This is a genomic window from Rhodococcus sp. IEGM1339 (assembly GCF_050321925.1).
GTDB lineage: Bacteria > Actinomycetota > Actinomycetes > Mycobacteriales > Mycobacteriaceae > Rhodococcus > Rhodococcus pyridinivorans.
Genome location: NZ_JBNQFT010000006.1, coordinates 80,820 through 100,039 on the forward strand (window position 1 = coordinate 80,820; position 19,220 = coordinate 100,039).

Consider the following 19,220-nt stretch of genomic DNA (forward strand, 5'->3'; position numbering starts at 1 on the left):
CTGCGGGTCAGCCCGCGGGCGCCGGTTCGGGTGCCGGTTCCGGCGCAGGTGCCGGTTCGGGTCCGGGCGCAGGAGCACCCTCGGGTGCGGGTCCTGCGACGTCGGCCGGCTGATCCTGCATCGCCTGGTCGTAGGCGTCGTCGTAGGCGCGCAGCACCTTGGTGACGACACCCGTGACCTCGTTGAAGATCAGCGAGCCGAACTCGAAGTCCGAACGCCAACCGTCCGGCACCCGGTACTCGTCGCTGGTGGGCAACCCCAGCTCACCAGCGTCGAGTCCGTTCTTCTCCCACGCCTTGTAGATCTCGCCGAGTACCGTCCACGTGCCGCCGTTCGGTGACGTGTAGATGGCCCCGTTGACGAAATTCACTCGTTCGAAACCGCTCTTGACCGCGGGAAGGATCGAGGTCACCGCCTGTCCGAGCCGTCCGAGTTCGCCGCCCTCGGCGAGCCACTTCTGGACCAGCGGGTGACCGCTGAGGCGGATCAGCTCGTCGACGACACCTTCGGCGGTGCCGGCCGAGCCCGAGGCGAGCGCTCCGACGTTGATGTCCGGCACGTTCGGCGACGGATTGGACGGCGACGGATTGGACGGCGACGGGTTCGAGGGTTGCGGGTTCGAGGGTTGCGGGTTCGACGGCGACGGGTTCGAGGGCTGCGGGGCAGTGCCACCGCCACCGCCCTTTGCCGCAGCGACGGCGATATCGCGGATCTTGCCCATCTGCGAGTAGCCGGCATCACCCGGGCAACTGGTGTTGCCCACGTCGCGGTGCGCGAAGATGATCGGCAGATCCACCGCCGCACCCTGCGGGTAGGGGGTGAACGATGTGCCCTCGGAGTACATCGTGGTGCGGCCCTTGGGGTTCAGTCCCGCGCGGGCCAGACGCCAGCCGAGGAACTTGCCGACCGACTCCACCGCGGCCTGCGGCGGGGCCTGGGTCGAGAAGTCGCCCATCATCGCGATGCCGTGGGTGTTCTCGTTGAATCCACCCGCGTGTGCGCCCTGGACGTTGCGGTCGAGACCACCGGCGCGACCCTCGAAGATCTGGCCGTACTTGTCGACGAGGGTGTTGTATCCGATGTCGCACCAGCCGAGCGTGCGTGCGTGGTACGCGTAGATCGCGCGCACGATCTCGGCCGATTCGGCCTTCGAGTAGTTGTTGCTGCCCGCGGTGTGGTGCACGGTCGCGCCACCGAGGGAGTCGTCGTAGGTCGGGGTCTGGCAGCGCATCGACTCGTCGGCGCCCCACTGCTGGCGGGTGATCACCTTCAGGCCGGAGTTGCCGAGCGGGCTCGCGATGTCCTCGAGTCGCGCGTCCGCTTCGCTGCTGCCGGGCGAGATGAGCACGGCACTGACCGCTTCGGCGGCCGCCTGCAGCGGGTTCTCGCGCAGCGGCTTGGACGAGGACGCGGGCACGTATCCGAGGTCGGGTGCATCGGCTGCGGGTGCAGCGACCGGCGCGGGTGCCTCGTCGGCGGGGACCGGGGCCTCCGCCGGGGCTGCAGGAGCAGGAGCTTCGGGCGCCGGTGCCTCCGGGGCGGGTGCCTCGGGAGTGGGAGCGGGGGCTTCGGGTGCCGGCGGGGCCTCCGCGCCGGCGAGATTCGGTTCGGGGCCGGGACGCGGCGTCAGCAGCACCTGCACCGCACGGGTGGCACCGACGTAGATCGGCTCCGTGCCCGTGCGTCCCTCGCTGGTGGCGTCGTCGGCGCGCGTCTCGATCGGCTCGGTCGCGGTCCAGGGACCCCAGCTGCCGTCGTCCTGCTGCGCGCGGATGAGCGCGTCGGTGGCGGCGACGTCCTCGGCGGCGAGCGCGACGAGGCTGAACGGGGTGTCGCGGGTGAGTTCCTTGACGGTCGCACCGACGCGCTGGACGAGTCCGCCGTTCGGGTCGGGAGCAGTCGTGATCTGCGGGAGCCCGTCGACGATCTCCTTCAGGCTGAGGTCCGGCAGGTTGAGACCGGTGAGCTCCTCGAGCGGGATGATCAGGTCGGGCACCGAGGCGAGCACGACTTCCGCGATATCGGGTGCCACTGCCTCGACGGTGTCGTTGGCATTCCGGATCTCGGGAGCGGTGCTGGTCAGCCCGGTGACGGCGAAGGGCGTCGCGACGGCCAGGGCGGCGACGGCACCCAGGACGATCGACGGCTTGGGGCGGCGATGCGGCACTGTTTGCTACTCCCTGTCGTTGGTGCTCCAGCGGACGGTTCCGACTTCGGATCGTCCCTTACGTGTCGCTTCCGTGGCCCGGTTCGGACACGAAAGTTCTGTAACTCGTGATTCTTGTGTTGCTTCTGTGACATTTGTTGCCTAGCTCCGTCACTCTTGTCACACTAGACGCAGCAAACCTTAAGCCTCAACCTGAGCTTGAGGATCGGTCGAAATTGTCCGATATCGCGGATCACGAGTTCGCGCCTACAGCGACAACGAGGGAGCAACGTCATGTCACGACAGTCCATCGGGCGCAGAGGCAAGATCCGGAGGCGGCGCATCATCCTCGGCAGGCCGCTGCGCAACGGATGGCGTCCCTCCGTCGCCCGTGCCGCCGCGATCGGGGTCGCTCCCGCGCTGCTCGTCGGAGCCGGCGTGGGCGCGCTCGTCCAGAGCAACCAGGCGGCACCAGGTGTCGTGCAAGCGGTTTCGGCCGACACGCCCTTCACGTTCAGTGGCTTCGGTCACGGCCACGGTCGTGGCATGGGGCAGTGGGGTGCCTACGGCTACGCCCAGGAGGGGTGGACCGCCGAGCGGATCATCGGCCACTACTACGGCGGCACCGAACTCGGCACGGTCGACGACGCGATGATCGCGGTCCGTCTCATGGCGCGCGACGACCACACCCTCGACGTCTACTCCGACACCGGCATGATCGTCGCCGGTAAGCAACTCGCGCCCGGCGAGGCCGCGCACCTGACACCCACCCCGGACGGCGGCGCGAACGTCGTCGTCACCGAGGGCTGCAGCGGCGACGTGCTGTGGCAGGCAGCCACCGACCTGCCGTGGGTGGACCCGATCGACCTCGCCGAGGACCGTCCCGCGAACGAGCACCTCACGATGTGCTCGGACGACAAGACCTACCGCGGTGCCCTCGGTGTGGTGCTCGACGGCACCGCCCCGCGCACCGTCAACCGCCTCCACGTCGAGGACTACCTGCGCAGCGTGGTCCCCGCCGAGGCGCTGCCCGCCTGGGCCGACACCGGTGGTGCCGAGGCGCTGCGGGCGCAGGCCATCGCCGCGCGGTCCTACGCCCTCGCCGAGAAGCGCCACGAGAAGTGGCAGACCTGCGACACCACGGACTGTCAGGTCTACGGCGGGTCGGGCGTCGAGGATCCGCGCACGGACGACGGTGTGCGCACCACCCGCGGAACCGTCCTGATGAAGGACGGCGAGGTCGTGCGCAGCGAGTTCTCCGCCTCCACCGGCGGCTACTCGGCCGGCGGCACCTTCCCGCCCGTCGAGGACGAGGGTGACAAGGTCGCCCCGAACCGCGAATGGGCCAAGACCTTCACCGCGGCCGAGATCGGCAGCAAGTTCGGCGTCGGCGACCTCCAGGCATTCGAGGTGCTCTCCCGCAACAATCTCGGACCCGAAGGCGGTCGCGTGACCCGGGTCCGCGTGGTCGGCTCCGACCGCACCATCGAAACGACGGGCGCCGAGGCACGGACCAAGCTGGGACTGCGTTCCGACTGGTTCACCGTCAAGGAAGGCATCGACGAGGACGCCCCGGAGATCACTCCGGCACCCGAACCCGGCCCCGAAACCGGCACCGATCCCTTCGGCAGCGGCACCGGCACCTCGCCCATCGAGCAGGCCTATCTGGACCTCGGCGGCGTCGACAGCGTGCTCGGCTCGCCCATCGGCCCCGAGCTGATGCTGCCCGACGAGATCGGCAAGTTCCGGATCTTCACCGGCGGCGCGATCGTGTGGACACCGGACCTCGGTGCTCAGGTCATCGACGCGAGCTTCCTGAAGGACTGGTTCCCGAGCACGGGTAGCGCCGAGTAACCCGACGGCACATCTCGACCGGCCGGTCGCCCCGAACAGGGCGGCCGGCCGGTGGCGTTCCGGCACCGCGACGACGATGGTTGACATTGACGCAACGTCAAGATGCACGCTGGGCGTAGCCGGAAAGAAGGAGGTGGGCACGTGCGGGAATGGTCGATCCAGCAACTGGCACGCGCCGCCGGTGTCACCAGCCGCACACTGCGGCACTACGGCGACGTGGGGGTGCTGCATCCGAGCCGCACCGGCAGCAACGGCATGCGGTTCTACGACGAGGACGCACTCGTGCGTCTCCAGCGCATCCTGCTGCTCCGCGATCTGGGACTGGCTCTGCCCGCCATCCGCGACGTGCTCGCCGGTCACGACGACACCGCGAGCGCACTGCGCACCCACCTCGACCTGCTCGAACACGAGCGCCGGCAGTTGGACCGCCGTATCGCGGCGGTGCGCACCACCTTGGCGAAGACGGAGAGAGGGGAGGAACTCGTGGCAGACGAAGTGTTCGACGGGTTCGACGACACGCAGTACCGGGACGAGGTCATCGAACGGTGGGGCAAGGACGCCTACGACTCGGGCGATCGTTGGTGGCGGGGCATGGACGACGCCGCCAGGCACGACTGGATGAAGCAGGTCGAGCAGCTGAACCATGACTGGATCGCGGCGGCCCGGGCCGGTCTCGACCCGGCGGGCCCCGAAGCGCAGGACCTCGCGCGGCGGCACGTCGCCTGGCTGTCGTCGATTCCGGGCACCCCGGGAGGCGGCACTGCGGCGGGCAGTCCGCGGGAGTACGTGCTCGGTCTCGCCGACATGTACGTCGAGGACGAGCGTTTCGCGGCGAACTACGGAGGACGGGAGGGCGCCGAATTCGTCCGTGACGCGCTCACCTACTACGTGTGAGTGTGACGGCCCTCTCGGTCCGCCCGGACCGAGAGGGCACCTCCGCGACGGAGTCGCATACCCTGGTCTCCCGTGACTGCTGCATCAGCGCCCCAGCCCTCCACCGGTGAGTACGACCTGATCGTCGTCGGCTCCGGATTCTTCGGACTGACGATCGCCGAGCGCGCGGCCACGCAGCTCGGCAAGCGAGTGCTCGTGATCGAGCGTCGCCACCACCTCGGTGGCAACGCATACTCCGAGCCCGAACCGGAAACCGGAATCGAGATCCACAAGTACGGTGCCCACCTGTTCCACACCTCCAACAAGAGGGTGTGGGACTACGTGAACCAGTTCACCGATTTCACCGGCTACCAGCATCGCGTGTTCGCGATGCACAAGGGCCAGGCCTACCAGTTCCCGATGGGTCTCGGACTGGTGTCGCAGTTCTTCGGCCGGTACTTCAGCCCCGACGAGGCACGCGCCCTCATCAAGGAGCAGGCCGCCGAGATCGACACCGCCGAGGCGAAGAACCTCGAGGAGAAGGCGATCTCCCTGATCGGCCGCCCCCTGTACGAGGCGTTCGTCCGCGACTACACGGCCAAGCAGTGGCAGACCGACCCGAAGGAACTGCCCGCCGGCAACATCGCCCGGCTGCCTGTCCGCTACACCTTCGACAACCGCTACTTCAACGACACCTACGAGGGCCTGCCGGTCGACGGGTACACGGCGTGGCTGGAGAACATGGCGGAGAACGAGCGGATCGAGGTCCGGCTCGACACCGACTGGTTCGAGGTGCGCGATGAGGTCCGTGCCGCGAGCCCGGAAGCCCCCGTCGTCTACACCGGCCCGCTCGACCGCTACTTCGACTACTCCGAGGGCCGGCTCGGATGGCGCACCCTCGACTTCGAGACCGAGGTGCTGCCCACCGGCGACTTCCAGGGCACCCCGGTCATGAACTACAACGACGCCGACGTGCCCTACACCCGCATCCACGAGTTCCGGCACTTCCACCCCGAGCGCGACACCTACCCGACCGACAAGACGGTCATCATGCGTGAGTACTCGCGTTTCGCCGAGAACGACGACGAGCCGTACTACCCGATCAACACCCCCGAGGACCGCGAGAAACTCAACGCCTATCGCTCCCTCGCGAAGAAGGAAGCCGCGGACAACAAGGTGCTCTTCGGTGGCCGGCTCGGCACCTACCAGTACCTCGACATGCACATGGCGATCGCGAGCGCGCTGTCGATGTTCGACAACGTCCTCGCCCCGCATTTCGACTCGGGAGCGCCCATCGCCGGGGACGCCTCGTGAGCGCCGCCAAGCACGCGGCCGTCGCGAAGCACGAGGCGGCGAGTACCCCCGCCACGGAGGACGAACTGCTCGGCCGGTCGCTGCTGCAGCGCATCATCCTGCCGCGCCCGGGCGAGCCCCTCGACGTGCGCACGCTCTACCTCGAGGAGTCGCCCACCAACGCGCGTCGCGCCCACGCGACGAGCCGAACGACGCTGGCGATCGGCGCCGAGTCCGAGGTGTCGCTGTGCACCTACTTCAACGCCTTCCCGGCGAGCTACTGGCGTCGCTGGAGCACGCTCGGCTCGGTGGTGCTGCGACTCGAACTCACCGGCCACGGCCGCATCGACCTGTACCGCAGCAAGGCCGACTCGAGCCGCATCCACGTCACCGGCCGCGAGTTCCGCGGGTCCGACACGGTCGTCGAGATCGAAGCCGACCTGGGGCCGTTCGAGGACGGCGGCTGGCTGTGGTTCGACGTCACCACCGACAGCGAGGTCACGCTGCACGCCTCCGGCTGGTACGCACCTGTCGAGGCGCCCGGACACGCCTCGGTCGCAGTGGGCATCCCGACCTTCAACCGCCCTGCCGACTGCGTGAAGGCGCTGCGTGCGCTCGCGTCCGACCCGCTGGTGATGGACGTCGTCGACGCCGTCATCATCCCCGACCAGGGCACCCGCAAGGTTCGCGACGAGGCCGACTTCGCGGAGGCCGCCGAACCCTTCGGCGACCGTCTCGTCATCCACGACCAGGGCAACCTCGGTGGCTCCGGCGGCTACAGCCGCATCATGTACGAGGCGCTGAAGACCACTTCCAGCCCGTACATCCTGTTCATGGACGACGACATCGAGATCGAACCCGACTCGATCCTGCGCGCGCTCGCCCTGTCGCGATTCGCGAAGAAGCCCATGCTCGTCGGCGGGCAGATGCTCAACCTGCAGGAACGCAGCCACCTGCACACCATGGGCGAGGTCATCCACCGCTCGAACTTCATGTGGGGTGCCGCGCCGAACGTCGAGTACGACCACGACTTCTCCACCAAGCCGCTGCGCGACCGGGAGAACTCGAAGCTCCTGCACCGACGCATCGACGTCGACTTCAACGGCTGGTGGATGTGCATGATCCCGCGTGTCGTCGCGGAGGAGATCGGCCAGCCCCTGCCGCTGTTCATCAAATGGGACGACGCCGAGTACGGCCTGCGGGCACGGGACGCCGGCTACCCCACGGTGACGATGCCCGGCGCCGCGATCTGGCACATGGCGTGGAGCGACAAGGACGACGCCATCGACTGGCAGGCGTACTTCCATCTGCGCAACCGGCTCGTCGTGGCCGCGCTGCACCAGCACGGCGACGCCAAGCCGATGGTGCTCGACACGATCAAGGCCACGATCAAGCACCTCGTGTGTCTCGAGTACTCGACGGTCGCGATCCAGAACAAGGCCATCGAGGACTTCCTCGCCGGTCCGGAGAACCTGTTCGAGCTGCTGCCGCGTGCCCTCGGCGAGGTGCACGCGCTCCGGAAGAACTTCCCCGACGCCGTGGTGCTGCCGTCGTCGACCGAACTGCCGATGGCATCCGGCGCCGAGGTCGGGGCCGTCGGACTGCCCGAGGGTGCGGTCGCGAAGGTCAGGCGTCTCGCGAAGGGTGTGCTGCACAACGTGCGCCCCGAGAACCGCGAGCACCACGAGCGGCCGCAGCTGAACGTGCCCACCATCGACGCGCGGTGGTTCCTGCTCTCGCAGGTCGACGGCGTGACGGTCACCACGGCGGACGGTCGGGGTGTCGTCTACCGTAAGCGCGACCGTGCTCAGGCCCAGGCCCTGCTCACCGAGGCGCTCAGGCTGCGACGCGAACTCGCGCGCCGGTTCCCCGAGATGAAGAAGCGGTACCGGGACGCGGTTCCCGCCCTGACCAGCAAGGAGGAGTGGGAGCGTGTCTTCGGAATCGGCAACTGACCCCGGCACTGCGGCTGCACGTCACTGGAAGAGCACCGGCACCGAGGTGCGGGTGCTGCAGACCGTCCAGGCCACCGCCGGTGCCGTACCCGCAGCGACGACGATCGCCCGCGGCATGTCGCACTTCGGTGAGCACGCTCTCGGCTGGATCGCGATCGGCGCCGCCGGCGCCCTCGTCGACCGTCCCCGTCGCCGCACGTGGGCGAGCGTGGCGGTCGGCGCGTTCGGTGCCCACGCGGCGTCCGTGGTCATCAAGCGGGTCGTGCGCCGTCCGCGGCCGGTGGACCCGACGGTGCAGGTCAACGTGTCCACGCCGAGCCGGCTGAGCTTCCCGTCGTCGCATGTGACGTCCACGACTGCGGCGGCCGTGCTACTCGCCCGCACCACCGGGCTACCCTTTCCCGCGGTGCTCGTGCCGCCCATGATGCTGTCCCGCCTGGTGCTGGGCGTGCACTATCCGACGGATGTACTGGCGGGTGCGGCACTCGGTGCGGCGTCCGCGGCCGTCGTGGCGCGGGCAGAGACGAAGTGGGGAGATCGATGAGCGAGGAACCGGCGCCCGTCAAGGAGGCGCCCAAGAGCCTGGGCGCCGGGATCGTCAAGGCGGTCCGTCCCCGACAGTGGGTGAAGAACGTCCTGGTGCTCGCGGCCCCGATGGCGGCCGGCTCGGTCACCCAGGTGGACGTGCTGCTGCCCGTCGCGCTCGCCTTCGTCGTCTTCTGTATGGCCGCCTCGGGCATCTACCTCGTCAACGACGCGATGGACGTCGAAGCCGACCGTGCACACCCCACCAAGCGGTTCCGGCCCATCGCGGCCGGCGTGCTCCCGGTGCGACTCGCGTACATCCTCGCGACGGTGCTGCTCGTCGGCTCGATCGCGCTGTCGTTCATCGCGAACTGGCAGCTCGCCGTCGTCATGGCGGTGTACATCGGCATCCAGCTCGCGTACTGCTTCGGGCTCAAGCACCAGGCCGTGCTCGACATCTGCATCGTCTCGTCGGGCTTCTTGATCCGTGCCATCGCCGGTGGCGTGGCCGCCGAGATCCCGCTGTCGCAGTGGTTCCTGCTGATCATGGCGTTCGGGTCGCTGTTCATGGCGGCCGGCAAACGGTACGCCGAGTTGCGCCTCGCGACCCGCACCGGCGCGAAGATCCGCAAGTCGCTCGAGTACTACACCGAGACCTACCTGCGGTTCGTGTGGACCGTCGCGGCGACGGCGGTCGTGCTCTGCTACGGCCTGTGGGCGTTCGAACAGGACAACGTGGCCGGTTCCAACTGGTACGCCATCTCGATGGTCCCGTTCGTCGTCGCCATCCTGCGCTACGCGGTCGACGTCGACGGCGGTGAAGCCGGCGAACCCGAGGAGATCGCCCTGAAGGACCGGGTGCTGCAGTTGCTCGCAGTGGTGTGGATCCTGGTGGTCGGCGGTGCTGTCTACCTCTTCTGACGTCGTGCGCGGCGTCCACGACACCGAGGCCGGACCGTCCAATACGGTCGGGCCCGTTCGGCGTGACCGCCTCACTGGCGGTGTGTTCGCCGCGGGTGTGGTCGTCTCCGCGTTCCTGATGTTCTGGGGAGCGTGGGAGCGGCGCTGGATCGCCGACGACGGTCTCATCGTCCTGCGAACCGTGCGCAACCTCCTCGCCGGCAACGGGCCGGTGTTCAACGCGGGGGAGCGTGTGGAGGCCAACACCTCCACCGCGTGGACGTACATCGTCTACGCGGGCGGATGGCTCACCGGCCTCCGCCTCGAATACGTGGTGCTCACGATCGCGCTCGTGTTGTCGACGGGCGCGATCGTCCTCGCCATGCTCGGCGCCGCACGCCTGTACCGGTGGCGACTGCGCGCCACCACGGGCACCGTGCTGCTCCTGCCCGCCGGTGTCCTCGTCTACATCGCGGTGCCCCCGGCCCGCGACTTCGCCACCTCGGGCCTCGAGTCCTGCCTGGTGATCTGCTGGCTCGGCCTGCTGTGGCTGCTCATGGCCCGGTGGGCGACCCCCACGCCGGGAGGGGACGGATCGCTCCCGGGTACCGGGCAGATCCTCGCCACGGCGTTCGTCGCCGGACTCGGCCCGCTCGTGCGACCCGAACTCGCGCTGGTCGCGGTGCTCGCACTCGCGATGCTGTTCCTCGCGCCCGGCCTCGACCTGCGCATCCGGGTCGCGATGGTCGCGGTCGCCGGGATGATCCCGATCGGTTACCAGATCTGGCGCATGGGCTATTACGGACTGCCCTATCCCAACACCGCGGTCGCCAAGGACGCCGGTGGTGCCAAGTGGTCGCAGGGCCTCGAATATCTCGGCAACCTCGTCTCGCCGTACCTGCTGTGGCTGCCGCTGCTGGTCCTCGCGGTCCTCGCCGCGCTCGTCCTCGCGACCAGCCGTGAGGTGGTGGGCCTCACCGCAGCGGCGGCGCGTCCCGATCCGCGCGACGTGCGGGCCACGCTGACCTGGGCGCAGAAGCTGTTGCGCACGCCGACCGCCGTCGTCGTGCTGTTCCTCGGCTCCGGTGTGCTGCTCGCGCTGTACTCGCTGCGTGTGGGCGGCGACTTCATGCACGGCCGCGTCCTCCTGCCGCCGCTGTTCTGCCTGCTCCTGCCCGTCGCCGTCGTCCCGCTGCGGATCCCGGACCGGGCGGAGCTCGGCAACAACCGGCCGACGCAGGTCGCGGGTGCGTTGGCCGTGCTGTGGCTGGGCACCGTCGTGTGGACGGCCGCCGCGGCCAACACGACCGGCATGACCGAGGGCGCCGTGGTGGGCCGATCCGGCATCGTCGACGAGCGCGCCTTCTACGCCCTCAACACCGGGCATCTGCATCCCATCCTGGCCGAGGACTATCTCGACTACCCACGTATGCGGGCCATGGTCGAGGCCATCGCGAACACCCCGAACGGCGGGCTGCTGCTGCCGACCCCCTCCTTCGACGCGTGGGACGTCGTGCCGCCACCCGAGCCCATCCCACCGGGCGGTGCCGGGCACACGGTGTTCTTCCTGAACCTGGGCATGACCAGCATGAACACCGGTCTGGACGTGCGGGTCGTCGACCAGATGGGCCTGGCCTACCCGCTCGCTGCGCACACCGAGCGTCTCGAGGACGGCCGGATCGGCCATGACAAGATCCTGTTCCCCGACTGGGTGGTCGCCGATTCGGGCATGGTCGACGTCCATCCGTGGATGCCGGGCTATCTCGACGAGGACTGGGTCGCGATGGCGAAGACCGCGCTGACCTGTCCCGAGACCCGGGAGATGATCGATTCCTCGAGCGCCGAACTCACGTGGGCACTGTTCAAGAGGAACCTGCGCAACGCGTTCGACTACGCCTCGTACCGGATCGAACGGGTGCCGAAGTACGAGATCCAGCGCTGTGACCTGCCGATGCCACCGCCGCGGGGGTGACGGCCGGACACCGAGATCAACTTGGCCCCCTTCGACTGTCTCGATAGGATCACGACGCATCACGGATAGGTAACATTCCGGCAGCGCGTGCTTGACCTATAGGTCAAGAGGTGCCCAAGAGCTGTTGAAACCAGGGTTTGTCAGAGATCACGCGGTCCTTTACAGTTTTGACCGCAGTGTGACTTGGGGCGGCCTTCCGCGGTCGTCATCGCCGGAATCCGGGGGACGCGAACGCGGACGCCGCAGACGAGAAAGAGAGCATTGTTCATGCGTTTTGTCCCGAGGTTGAGGCAGGGCCTTCGACGGCGACTGCTCGGCACCGCCGCCGCAGCTCTGGTCCTCCCCGTGGCTGCCGGCCTCGTCGGAACCACCGCCGCCGTCGCCGCGCCGGCGCAGGGAGCGCCGGTCTCGCACCGCGCGCCTGCAGGGGGCTTCGAAGAGGTCTTCGTCGAGTCCGACATGGGCCCGATCAAGGTTCAGATCCAGTGGGCTGCGCGCGGTGGCGACGCGGCGCTCTACATGCTCGACGGCCTGCGCGCTCGGGACGACGCGAACGCCTGGACGTTCGAGACGAACGCCCTGCAGCAGTTCGCGAACGACAACGTCAGCCTGATCATGCCGGTCGGCGGACAGTCGAGCTTCTACACCGACTGGTACGCGCCGTCCAACCTGAACGGCCAGGACATCACCTACAAGTGGGAGACGTTCCTGACGGAGCAGCTGCCCGACTATCTCGCCACCCGTGGCGTGTCGCGCAACAACAACGGCATTCTCGGCCTGTCGATGGGCGGTTCCGCCGCCCTGACCCTGGCCGCCTACCACCGCGACCAGTTCAAGTTCGCGTCGTCGTTGTCCGGCTACCTGAACCTGTCGGCTCCCGGCATGCGTGAGGCCATCCGCGTGGCGATGCTCGACGCCGGCCGCTTCAACGTCGACTCGATGTGGGGCCCGCCGTGGAGCCCGGCGTGGCTGCGCAACGACCCGTTCGTCTTCGCTCCGAAGCTCGAGGGTCTGTCGCTGTACATCTCGGCCGCCAGCGGTCTGCCCGGTGAGCACGACAACCCGCAGGGCTTCGTCGGCTACTACAACACCGCCAACGGCATGGCGCTCGAGGCGCTGTCCCTCGCCCAGACCCGCGCGTTCCAGCTCAAGCTGGCGACGCTCGGCATCCCGGCTACCTTCGACTTCCCGGCGCGCGGCACGCACGCATGGAAGTACTGGGAGGATCAGCTGTGGAAGGCACGCCCGCAGATCCTCGAGGCGCTGAACGCGTTCTGATCTCCGGTACGCACTGCTAGCAACGACGCCGCCCGCTCACCGATCCGGTGAGTGGGCGGCGTCGTAACTTTCTGCAACAATTTTCTCACCTGTCACAGCGCGGCACCCGCGATTCCGGGCGCCGCCGGTGTAGAAACAACATCCGGGACTCCGGTATCCCGAGTCGGCATACCCAGCCGGGCGCCCTGCCACTGCCGCCGTCGCGGTCCACCCGAAGCCGCACTTCGGCAGGAAATCCGGCAACGCAGAAAGTGAGCGATGCAGATGCGAACTGAGCTCGAGCACGGTGAGCGACGGACGGGGCCGAGCAGGAGAGTGGCTCGCGTCGCGGGTGCGCGGCGCAGAAGATCCCGTGCGCTCGCACTGATCGCCGCAGCCCTCGTCGCGCCCGTCGCCGCAGGTCTGACCACCGTCTCGGTGGCTACCGCCGATCCGCTCATCGCCCAGTCCGGCCCGACGAGCACTGCCGGTGCGACCGTCCGCTCTGTCGATTGGCTCACCGATCGCCGCGTCGCTCTGTGGATCGACTCGCCGTCGATGGGGACGCCGATCCAGGTGCAGCTGCTGCTCGCGCGCGACTGGAACAGCAAGCCCGACGCGAAGTTCCCGTCGGTGTTCATGCTCGACGGCATGCGCGCGCGCGACGACGAGAACGGGTGGACGCTCGAGACCGATGCGGAGGCATTCTTCGCCGACAAGAACGTCAACGTCGTGCTGCCGGTGGGCGGCCAGTCGAGCTTCTACTCCGACTGGATCGATCAGAACAACGGACAGAACTACAAGTGGGAGACCTTCCTGACGAAGGAGCTCCCTCCGCTGCTCGAACGCGACTGGCGTACCACCGACAAGCGTGGCGTCGTCGGCCTGTCGATGGGCGGTACCGCCGCGATGTTCCTACCCGCCCGCAACCCGGGCTTCGCGCAGTTCGCGGCGTCGTTGTCCGGCATCCTCACCACCACCACCCTCGGCATGCCCGAGGCCATCCACTACGCGATGCAGGACGCCGGTGGTTTCGACTCCGAGGCGATGTGGGGTGCGCCCGGCTCCGAGGGCTGGGAGTCGCACGATCCCTACCTGCTCGCCGACAAGCTCGAGGGCGTGAGCCTGTACGTCTCGAGCGGCAGCGGCACCACCGGCCCCCACGACGATCCGTCGGGCATCCCCGGGGTCAGCACCAACTACGCCGGCATGGGCCTCGAGATCCTCTCGCGCCTCACCTCGCAGGCGTTCGCGACGAAGCTCGAGAAGCAGGGCATCCCCGCCCAGATCGTGTACCGGCCGTCGGGCACCCACACGTGGAAGTACTGGGAGTTCGAACTGCACCAGCTGTGGCCGCAGCTCGCCAACACCCTCGGGGTCGAGGTCGACAAGCCCGAGTGCAACCCCACCGGCGCCTTCGGCGATGTGGCGAACGTGAACGGTTGGCTCGGCGACTGCCTCACCGGTGAATACGACGTCGCCGGTGGCAAGGTGCAGGACTTCCGCTTCGGCCGCGTCTTCTCGTCCGACGGCACGACGGTGCCGGTCGCGGGTGCGATCGGCGGCGCCTACCAGGGTGTCGGCGGTCCGGCCGGGCAGCTCGGCTATCCGACCACCGAGGAACGCGTCGCACCCGACGGACGCGGACGGTTCAACCATTTCCGGAACGGCGCGATCTACTGGACGCCCGAGCACGGCGCCCACGCGGTCCGCGGAAAGATCTTCGAGGAATGGAAGAACCAGGGCTGGGAGGGCGGACCGCTCGGCTACCCGATCCTCGACGAGGCGGCGACCCCCGACGGCCGCGGCGCGGTCCAGGGCTTCGAGATCGGCGCCATGTACTGGAGCGAGGACACCGGCGCCCACGGCGTGCAGGGCATGATCCTCGACAAGTACTCCCAGCTCGGCTACGAGACGGGAGTCCTGGGCTACCCGACGGCCAGCGAGCAGCCCGCAGGGCGTGACGGTCGCTTCAACGAGTTCCAGCACGGCAACATCTACTGGAGCCCGCTCACCGGTGCCTGGCCGGTCCGCGGAAAGATCCTCGAGGCGTGGCTCGCCGAGAAGGGTGCCGAAGGACGTCTGGGCCTGCCGATCAGCGACGAGTTCCCGGCCGTGGACGGCAAGGGTGTCCAGCAGAACTTTCAGAACGGCTTCATCACCCTCGACGGCGACGAAGTGAAGCTGCAGCCGTAACCGAACGACAGCAGGGTCGGCCCGTGTAACCGGGGGAGGCGGGACGCTCCTACCGGCCGCACGGGCCGCTCTGTAGCCTGGGGCGCATCTGACCAAGTTCGACCGACATCCCGGATGTGAGGACCCCACCACATGCCTGCACGGACCCGCTCACGCTCGACCCGAGTCCTCGGCGCCCTCGCTGCGGCACTGACCGCCACGGCCGTTCTCTCCGCGTGCGGAAGCGACGACTCCACCGCGACGAACACGCCGACGACGTCTGCCGCCACGGAAACCTCGGCGTCGACATCGACCTCCGCGGCCGAGACATCCCCCGGCGCAGCCGGGGCCGAGACCACGGGCGAGACCGAGACGAGCGAGGCGTCCCCGGCTCCGTCCTCGCCCGCTGCCGGAGACGACGATGCCGGAGAGGACACGGGCGCGGCACCCGCTCCCACGCCCGGCGCACAGGCCTTCCTCGACGGTCTCCGCGCCGAGGGCGTCGAGCCCAGCGACGAGACCGGCGCGGTGAACATCGCCGACTACATCTGCAGCGCCCAGGCGCAGGGCGGGTCGCCGGAGGAGATCAAGGTGTTCGTGACCGCGCTCGTGGGTAGTGATGCTGCAGCCGGTGGTGTCGAGTTGTCGGAGGATCAGGCCTCCTCGACGGCCGACACGTACATCGCCGTCGCCGGCGAGACGTACTGCAACTAGGGAACGCGGGGACAGCACGAATGGTCAGGACGAAGCAGCGTCGCGGACGCAGGATCGTGGTCGTGGGGGCGCTGCTCGTCCTGGCGATCGTGCTGGTGCTCTGGTACATGCTCGCGGGGCGGCTGGACATCCCGTCGCCGATTCCTACCCCGCCCGGGCCGGAGGAGCCGCAGTCGCAGCCGGCCTCGTGCCCCGACGTGCAGGTCGTCGCGGTGCCGGGCACCTGGGAGTCCGCGGTGGGCGACGATCCGTACGCTCCGGCCGCGAACCCGTACTCGCTCATGCTCAACGTGACGAGGCCGCTGCAGGAGCGTTTCGATGCCCAACGCGCCGATGTCTACACGGTGCCGTACGTCGCGCAGTTCTCGAACCCCATCGCGATCCCGCCGGACGGCCAGCAGTCCTACAACAACAGCCGCAGTGAGGGATTCGCGGCCACCACCGACATCCTCGCGCGACGCTCGGCCGAGTGCCCGCTGACCACCTACGTGCTCACCGGTTTCTCGCAGGGCGCCGTGATCGTGGGCGACGTCGCCGCGCAGATCGGTGCCGGCAACGGCCCGGTCCCCGCCGACCGGGTGCTCGGTGTCGCACTCGTTGCCGACGGTCGCCGCGACGGGGTCTCGGGCACCGACATCGGTGCGCCCGTCGCCGGAGTGGGCGCCGAACTGTCGCTCGACGGCCTGCGGCTGCCGGGGATCACGATGACCGGCGCGCGTCCCGGTGGCTTCGGGGAGCTCGACGACCGCACGATCCAAATCTGCGCGCCCACGGACAGTATCTGTGACGCACCACCGAACGCGCTGAATCCCGCCAACTGGATGTCGGCCGCTCCGCGCCTGCTCGAGTACGTCAACAACCCGATCCACGCGATGTACAACACCTACGTCGTGGACGAGAACGGCACGACCGCGACGCAGTGGATCGCGAACTGGGCGGCGGAGAAGATCGATGCCGCACCGGAACCCGCAGAAGAATGAGGTGCGGCCGTCGCTGCACGCGGGGGAGGTTCGGGTCCGAGTGAACCCTCCCACATATTACTCGCCGGTAGTGTCCGATCTCACCACCCGGTACACTCGAAAGACGGGCTGCCTTTAGACTCATCCCTCGGCTGCGGCCCGGCCGTCCGGGATCGTGGCGCACGACGACTGCCACAGGAGAAGAGGTTCATGGTGCCAGTGACGGCACGGCGAACGGCCGGCCCCCTCCGGGGGCGTAGCGACGGCCCGCGACCGGGAATGATCCTTGTCACGAGCTCTCGCCTCGGTCGGGCGTACGTACCGGGGCGCCGATCCTGGGCAGCAGAGGGCGGCGGGTTGCACCGTCGGTCGGTGTCGGCCTCGAAAAACCCTCGCACACAATCGGATCGTGTGCTCGTCTCGTTCGACGGGCGCGGAATGTGTGTGTGAAGACGACCATGTCGTATCTTTGTGTTTCCCGTGTGCGAGGGGAAGCGTTCTTCCCGGCGACCGCACTTTGCGTGGGTGCGCGTGATGCCGATCTGTAACATATTCGTGATCTGGGGTCGATGGACACGTTCGAGGAACGGACCGCCGGAAGCCGTGGGGGGCGGTATCGGTACGACGATCCGCCGGCGCGGAGGAAAAGTTAGTGGCGCAACCATGTCGAGTGGTTGTGGGATCGCTTCGACAGGGAGAAGGAATTGAGCGTCGGGTTCGAAGAGTTCATCGATGAGAACGGGCGGATCAGGCTGCCTGAAGGGCAGACCCTGCTCGATCACCTCGAGGGGAACTTCGCTTCAAACGGTGACGACCTCGCCTACCGGTACATCGACTACTCGCGGGAACGCGACGGCGAGGTGCACGAGCTGACCTGGGATCAGTTCGGCGTGCGCATCAAGGCCATCGCCGCGCGCCTGCAACAGGTCACCGCTCCCGGCGACCGCGTCGCGATCCTCGCTCCGCAGGGCCTCGACTACGTCGTGTCCTTCTTCGCCGCGATCTACGCCGGCACCATCGCCGTGCCGCTGTTCGATCCCGACGAGCCCGGCCACACCGATCGCCTGCACGCCGTTCTCGGCGACTGCACCCCCAGCGCGATCCTCACCGCCACCTCGTCCGCGGCCGGCGTGCGGCAGTTCTTCCGCCCGCTCCCCGCTGCGCAGCGTCCCCGCGTGATCGCCGTCGACGCCATCCCCGACTCGGTCGCCGAGTCCTGGAACCGGCCGCCCATCGGCACCGACGACATCGCGTACCTGCAGTACACCTCCGGCTCGACCCGCGTTCCCGCCGGCGTCGAGATCACTCACCGCTCGGTGCTCACCAACGTCATCCAGATGGCCGACTCCATCGAACTCGACGAGTCGTCGCGCGGCGTGACCTGGCTGCCGCTGTTCCACGACATGGGCCTGCTCACGGTGATCCTGCCCGCGGTCGGCGGCAAGTACATCACCATCATGAGCCCGCGTGCCTTCGTGGCCCGGCCGAGCCGCTGGATCCGCGAGCTCGCCGCCGTCTCCGACGGTGCCGGCACCTTCGCCGCCGCCCCGAACTTCGCGTTCGAGCACGCTGCGGCACGCGCGGTCCCCAAGCCGGGCGAAGAACTCGACCTGAGCAACGTCATCGGCCTGATCAACGGCAGCGAGCCGGTCACCACGTCGTCGATGCGCAAGTTCAACGAGGCATTCGGGCCCTACGGTCTGCCCCGCACGGCGATCAAGCCGTCCTACGGCATGGCCGAGGCCACCCTGTTCGTCTCCTCCACCCGTCACAGCGACGAGGCGAAGGTCATCTACGTCGACCGCACCGCACTCAACGCGGGCCGGGTCATGCGCGTCGAGCCCGATGCCGAGAACGCCATCCCGCAGGTCTCCTGCGGTTACGTCGCACGCAGCCAGTGGGCCGCGATCGTCGACGCCGAGACCGGCACCGAGATGCCCGACGAGCAGGTCGGCGAGATCTGGCTGCACGGCGAGAACATGGGCATCGGCTACTGGGGTCGCAAGGAAGAGACCGACAACACCTTCCACAACCGCATCACCAAGCGTCTGGCCGAGGGCAGCCACGCCGAGGGCACCCCGGACGACAGCAAGTGGCTGCGCACCGGCGACTACGGCGTCTACATCGACGGCGAGCTCTACATCACCGGTCGCGTCAAGGACCTCGTGATCGTCGACGGCCGCAACCACTACCCGCAGGACCTCGAGTTCTCGGCGCAGGAGGCCAGCTCCGCGCTGCGTCCCGGCTTCGTCGCGGCGTTCGCGGTGCCGGCCAACCAGCTGCCGCGCGAGGTGTTCGACAACGACGCCTCCGGCCTGCAGTTCGATGCCGACGATTCGTCGGAGCAGCTCGTGATCGTCGCCGAGCGCGCTCCCGGCGCCGGCAAGGCCGATCCGCAGCCGATCGCCGACGCGGTACGTGCCGCGATCTCGTCCCGGCACGGTGTCACCGCCCGCGACGTGCTGCTCGTGCCGGCCGGTTCGATCCCCCGTACGTCCAGCGGAAAGATCGCGCGTCGGGCGTGCAAGACCGCATATGTCGAGGGAACGCTGCGTGGTGGTTACCAGCAGCAGGCCTTCCCGGACAGCGTGTAAGAA

Annotated in this window: 13 protein-coding genes; 12 read left to right on the forward strand and 1 reads right to left on the reverse strand. The window is 68.5% G+C overall.

Going from position 1 to position 19,220, the window contains the following annotated elements:
* Nucleotides 1–7 precede the first annotated feature (7 nt).
* Complete coding sequence (locus tag ACQR3U_RS09350) at nucleotides 8–2,167, reverse strand: N-acetylmuramoyl-L-alanine amidase (protein WP_230810396.1); 2,160 nt, start codon at nucleotides 2,165–2,167, stop codon at nucleotides 8–10.
* Nucleotides 2,168–2,440: 273 nt separating this feature from the next.
* On the opposite strand from ACQR3U_RS09350, the gene ACQR3U_RS09355 reads away from it, so the two are divergent.
* From ACQR3U_RS09355 to fadD32, 12 genes are all read left to right on the forward strand, one after another.
* Entirely contained in the window at nucleotides 2,441–4,000 is a 1,560-nt protein-coding gene (locus ACQR3U_RS09355) for a SpoIID/LytB domain-containing protein (protein ID WP_230810397.1), read from the forward strand.
* Nucleotides 4,001–4,141: 141 nt separating this feature from the next.
* Nucleotides 4,142–4,894, forward strand: a complete 753-nt coding sequence (locus ACQR3U_RS09360) for a MerR family transcriptional regulator (protein WP_230810398.1) — start codon at nucleotides 4,142–4,144, stop codon at nucleotides 4,892–4,894.
* A gap of 72 nt (nucleotides 4,895–4,966) precedes the next feature.
* Entirely contained in the window at nucleotides 4,967–6,187 is a 1,221-nt protein-coding gene (gene glf, locus ACQR3U_RS09365; RefSeq protein ID WP_006553437.1) for a UDP-galactopyranose mutase, read from the forward strand.
* Nucleotides 6,184–8,121: a glycosyltransferase gene (locus ACQR3U_RS09370; protein ID WP_269572343.1), complete on the forward strand. Its 1,938-nt coding sequence runs from the start codon at nucleotides 6,184–6,186 to the stop codon at nucleotides 8,119–8,121. Before glf ends, ACQR3U_RS09370 begins: the two co-directional genes overlap by 4 nt.
* Before the next feature lie 46 nt (nucleotides 8,122–8,167).
* On the forward strand, nucleotides 8,168–8,665 hold the full coding sequence (locus tag ACQR3U_RS09375; protein WP_006553439.1) for a phosphatase PAP2 family protein: 498 nt from the start codon (nucleotides 8,168–8,170) through the stop codon (nucleotides 8,663–8,665).
* Entirely contained in the window at nucleotides 8,662–9,567 is a 906-nt protein-coding gene (locus tag ACQR3U_RS09380) for a decaprenyl-phosphate phosphoribosyltransferase (RefSeq protein WP_033097846.1), read from the forward strand. Before ACQR3U_RS09375 ends, ACQR3U_RS09380 begins: the two co-directional genes overlap by 4 nt.
* Nucleotides 9,568–9,571: 4 nt before the next feature.
* Complete coding sequence (gene zomB / locus ACQR3U_RS09385) at nucleotides 9,572–11,518, forward strand: flagellar motor control protein ZomB (RefSeq protein ID WP_269572344.1); 1,947 nt, start codon at nucleotides 9,572–9,574, stop codon at nucleotides 11,516–11,518.
* Nucleotides 11,519–11,785: 267 nt separating this feature from the next.
* A complete protein-coding gene (locus tag ACQR3U_RS09390) occupies nucleotides 11,786–12,796 on the forward strand; it encodes an alpha/beta hydrolase (RefSeq protein ID WP_006553442.1) in 1,011 nt (336 codons plus the stop codon).
* 258 nt (nucleotides 12,797–13,054) lie between these two features.
* On the forward strand, nucleotides 13,055–14,971 hold the full coding sequence (locus ACQR3U_RS09395; RefSeq protein ID WP_094979591.1) for an alpha/beta hydrolase-fold protein: 1,917 nt from the start codon (nucleotides 13,055–13,057) through the stop codon (nucleotides 14,969–14,971).
* 132 nt (nucleotides 14,972–15,103) lie between these two features.
* The gene (locus tag ACQR3U_RS09400) at nucleotides 15,104–15,664 is read left to right on the forward strand and encodes a DUF732 domain-containing protein (protein ID WP_033097843.1); all 561 of its coding nucleotides are present in this window, start codon (nucleotides 15,104–15,106) and stop codon (nucleotides 15,662–15,664) included.
* 20 nt (nucleotides 15,665–15,684) lie between these two features.
* Entirely contained in the window at nucleotides 15,685–16,644 is a 960-nt protein-coding gene (locus ACQR3U_RS09405; protein WP_006553445.1) for a cutinase family protein, read from the forward strand.
* Nucleotides 16,645–17,327: 683 nt separating this feature from the next.
* Nucleotides 17,328–19,217 carry a long-chain-fatty-acid--AMP ligase FadD32 gene (gene fadD32 / locus ACQR3U_RS09410; protein WP_006553446.1) on the forward strand — a complete coding sequence of 630 codons (1,890 nt, stop codon included), beginning with the start codon at nucleotides 17,328–17,330 and terminating at the stop codon, nucleotides 19,215–19,217.
* Nucleotides 19,218–19,220 lie beyond the last annotated feature (3 nt).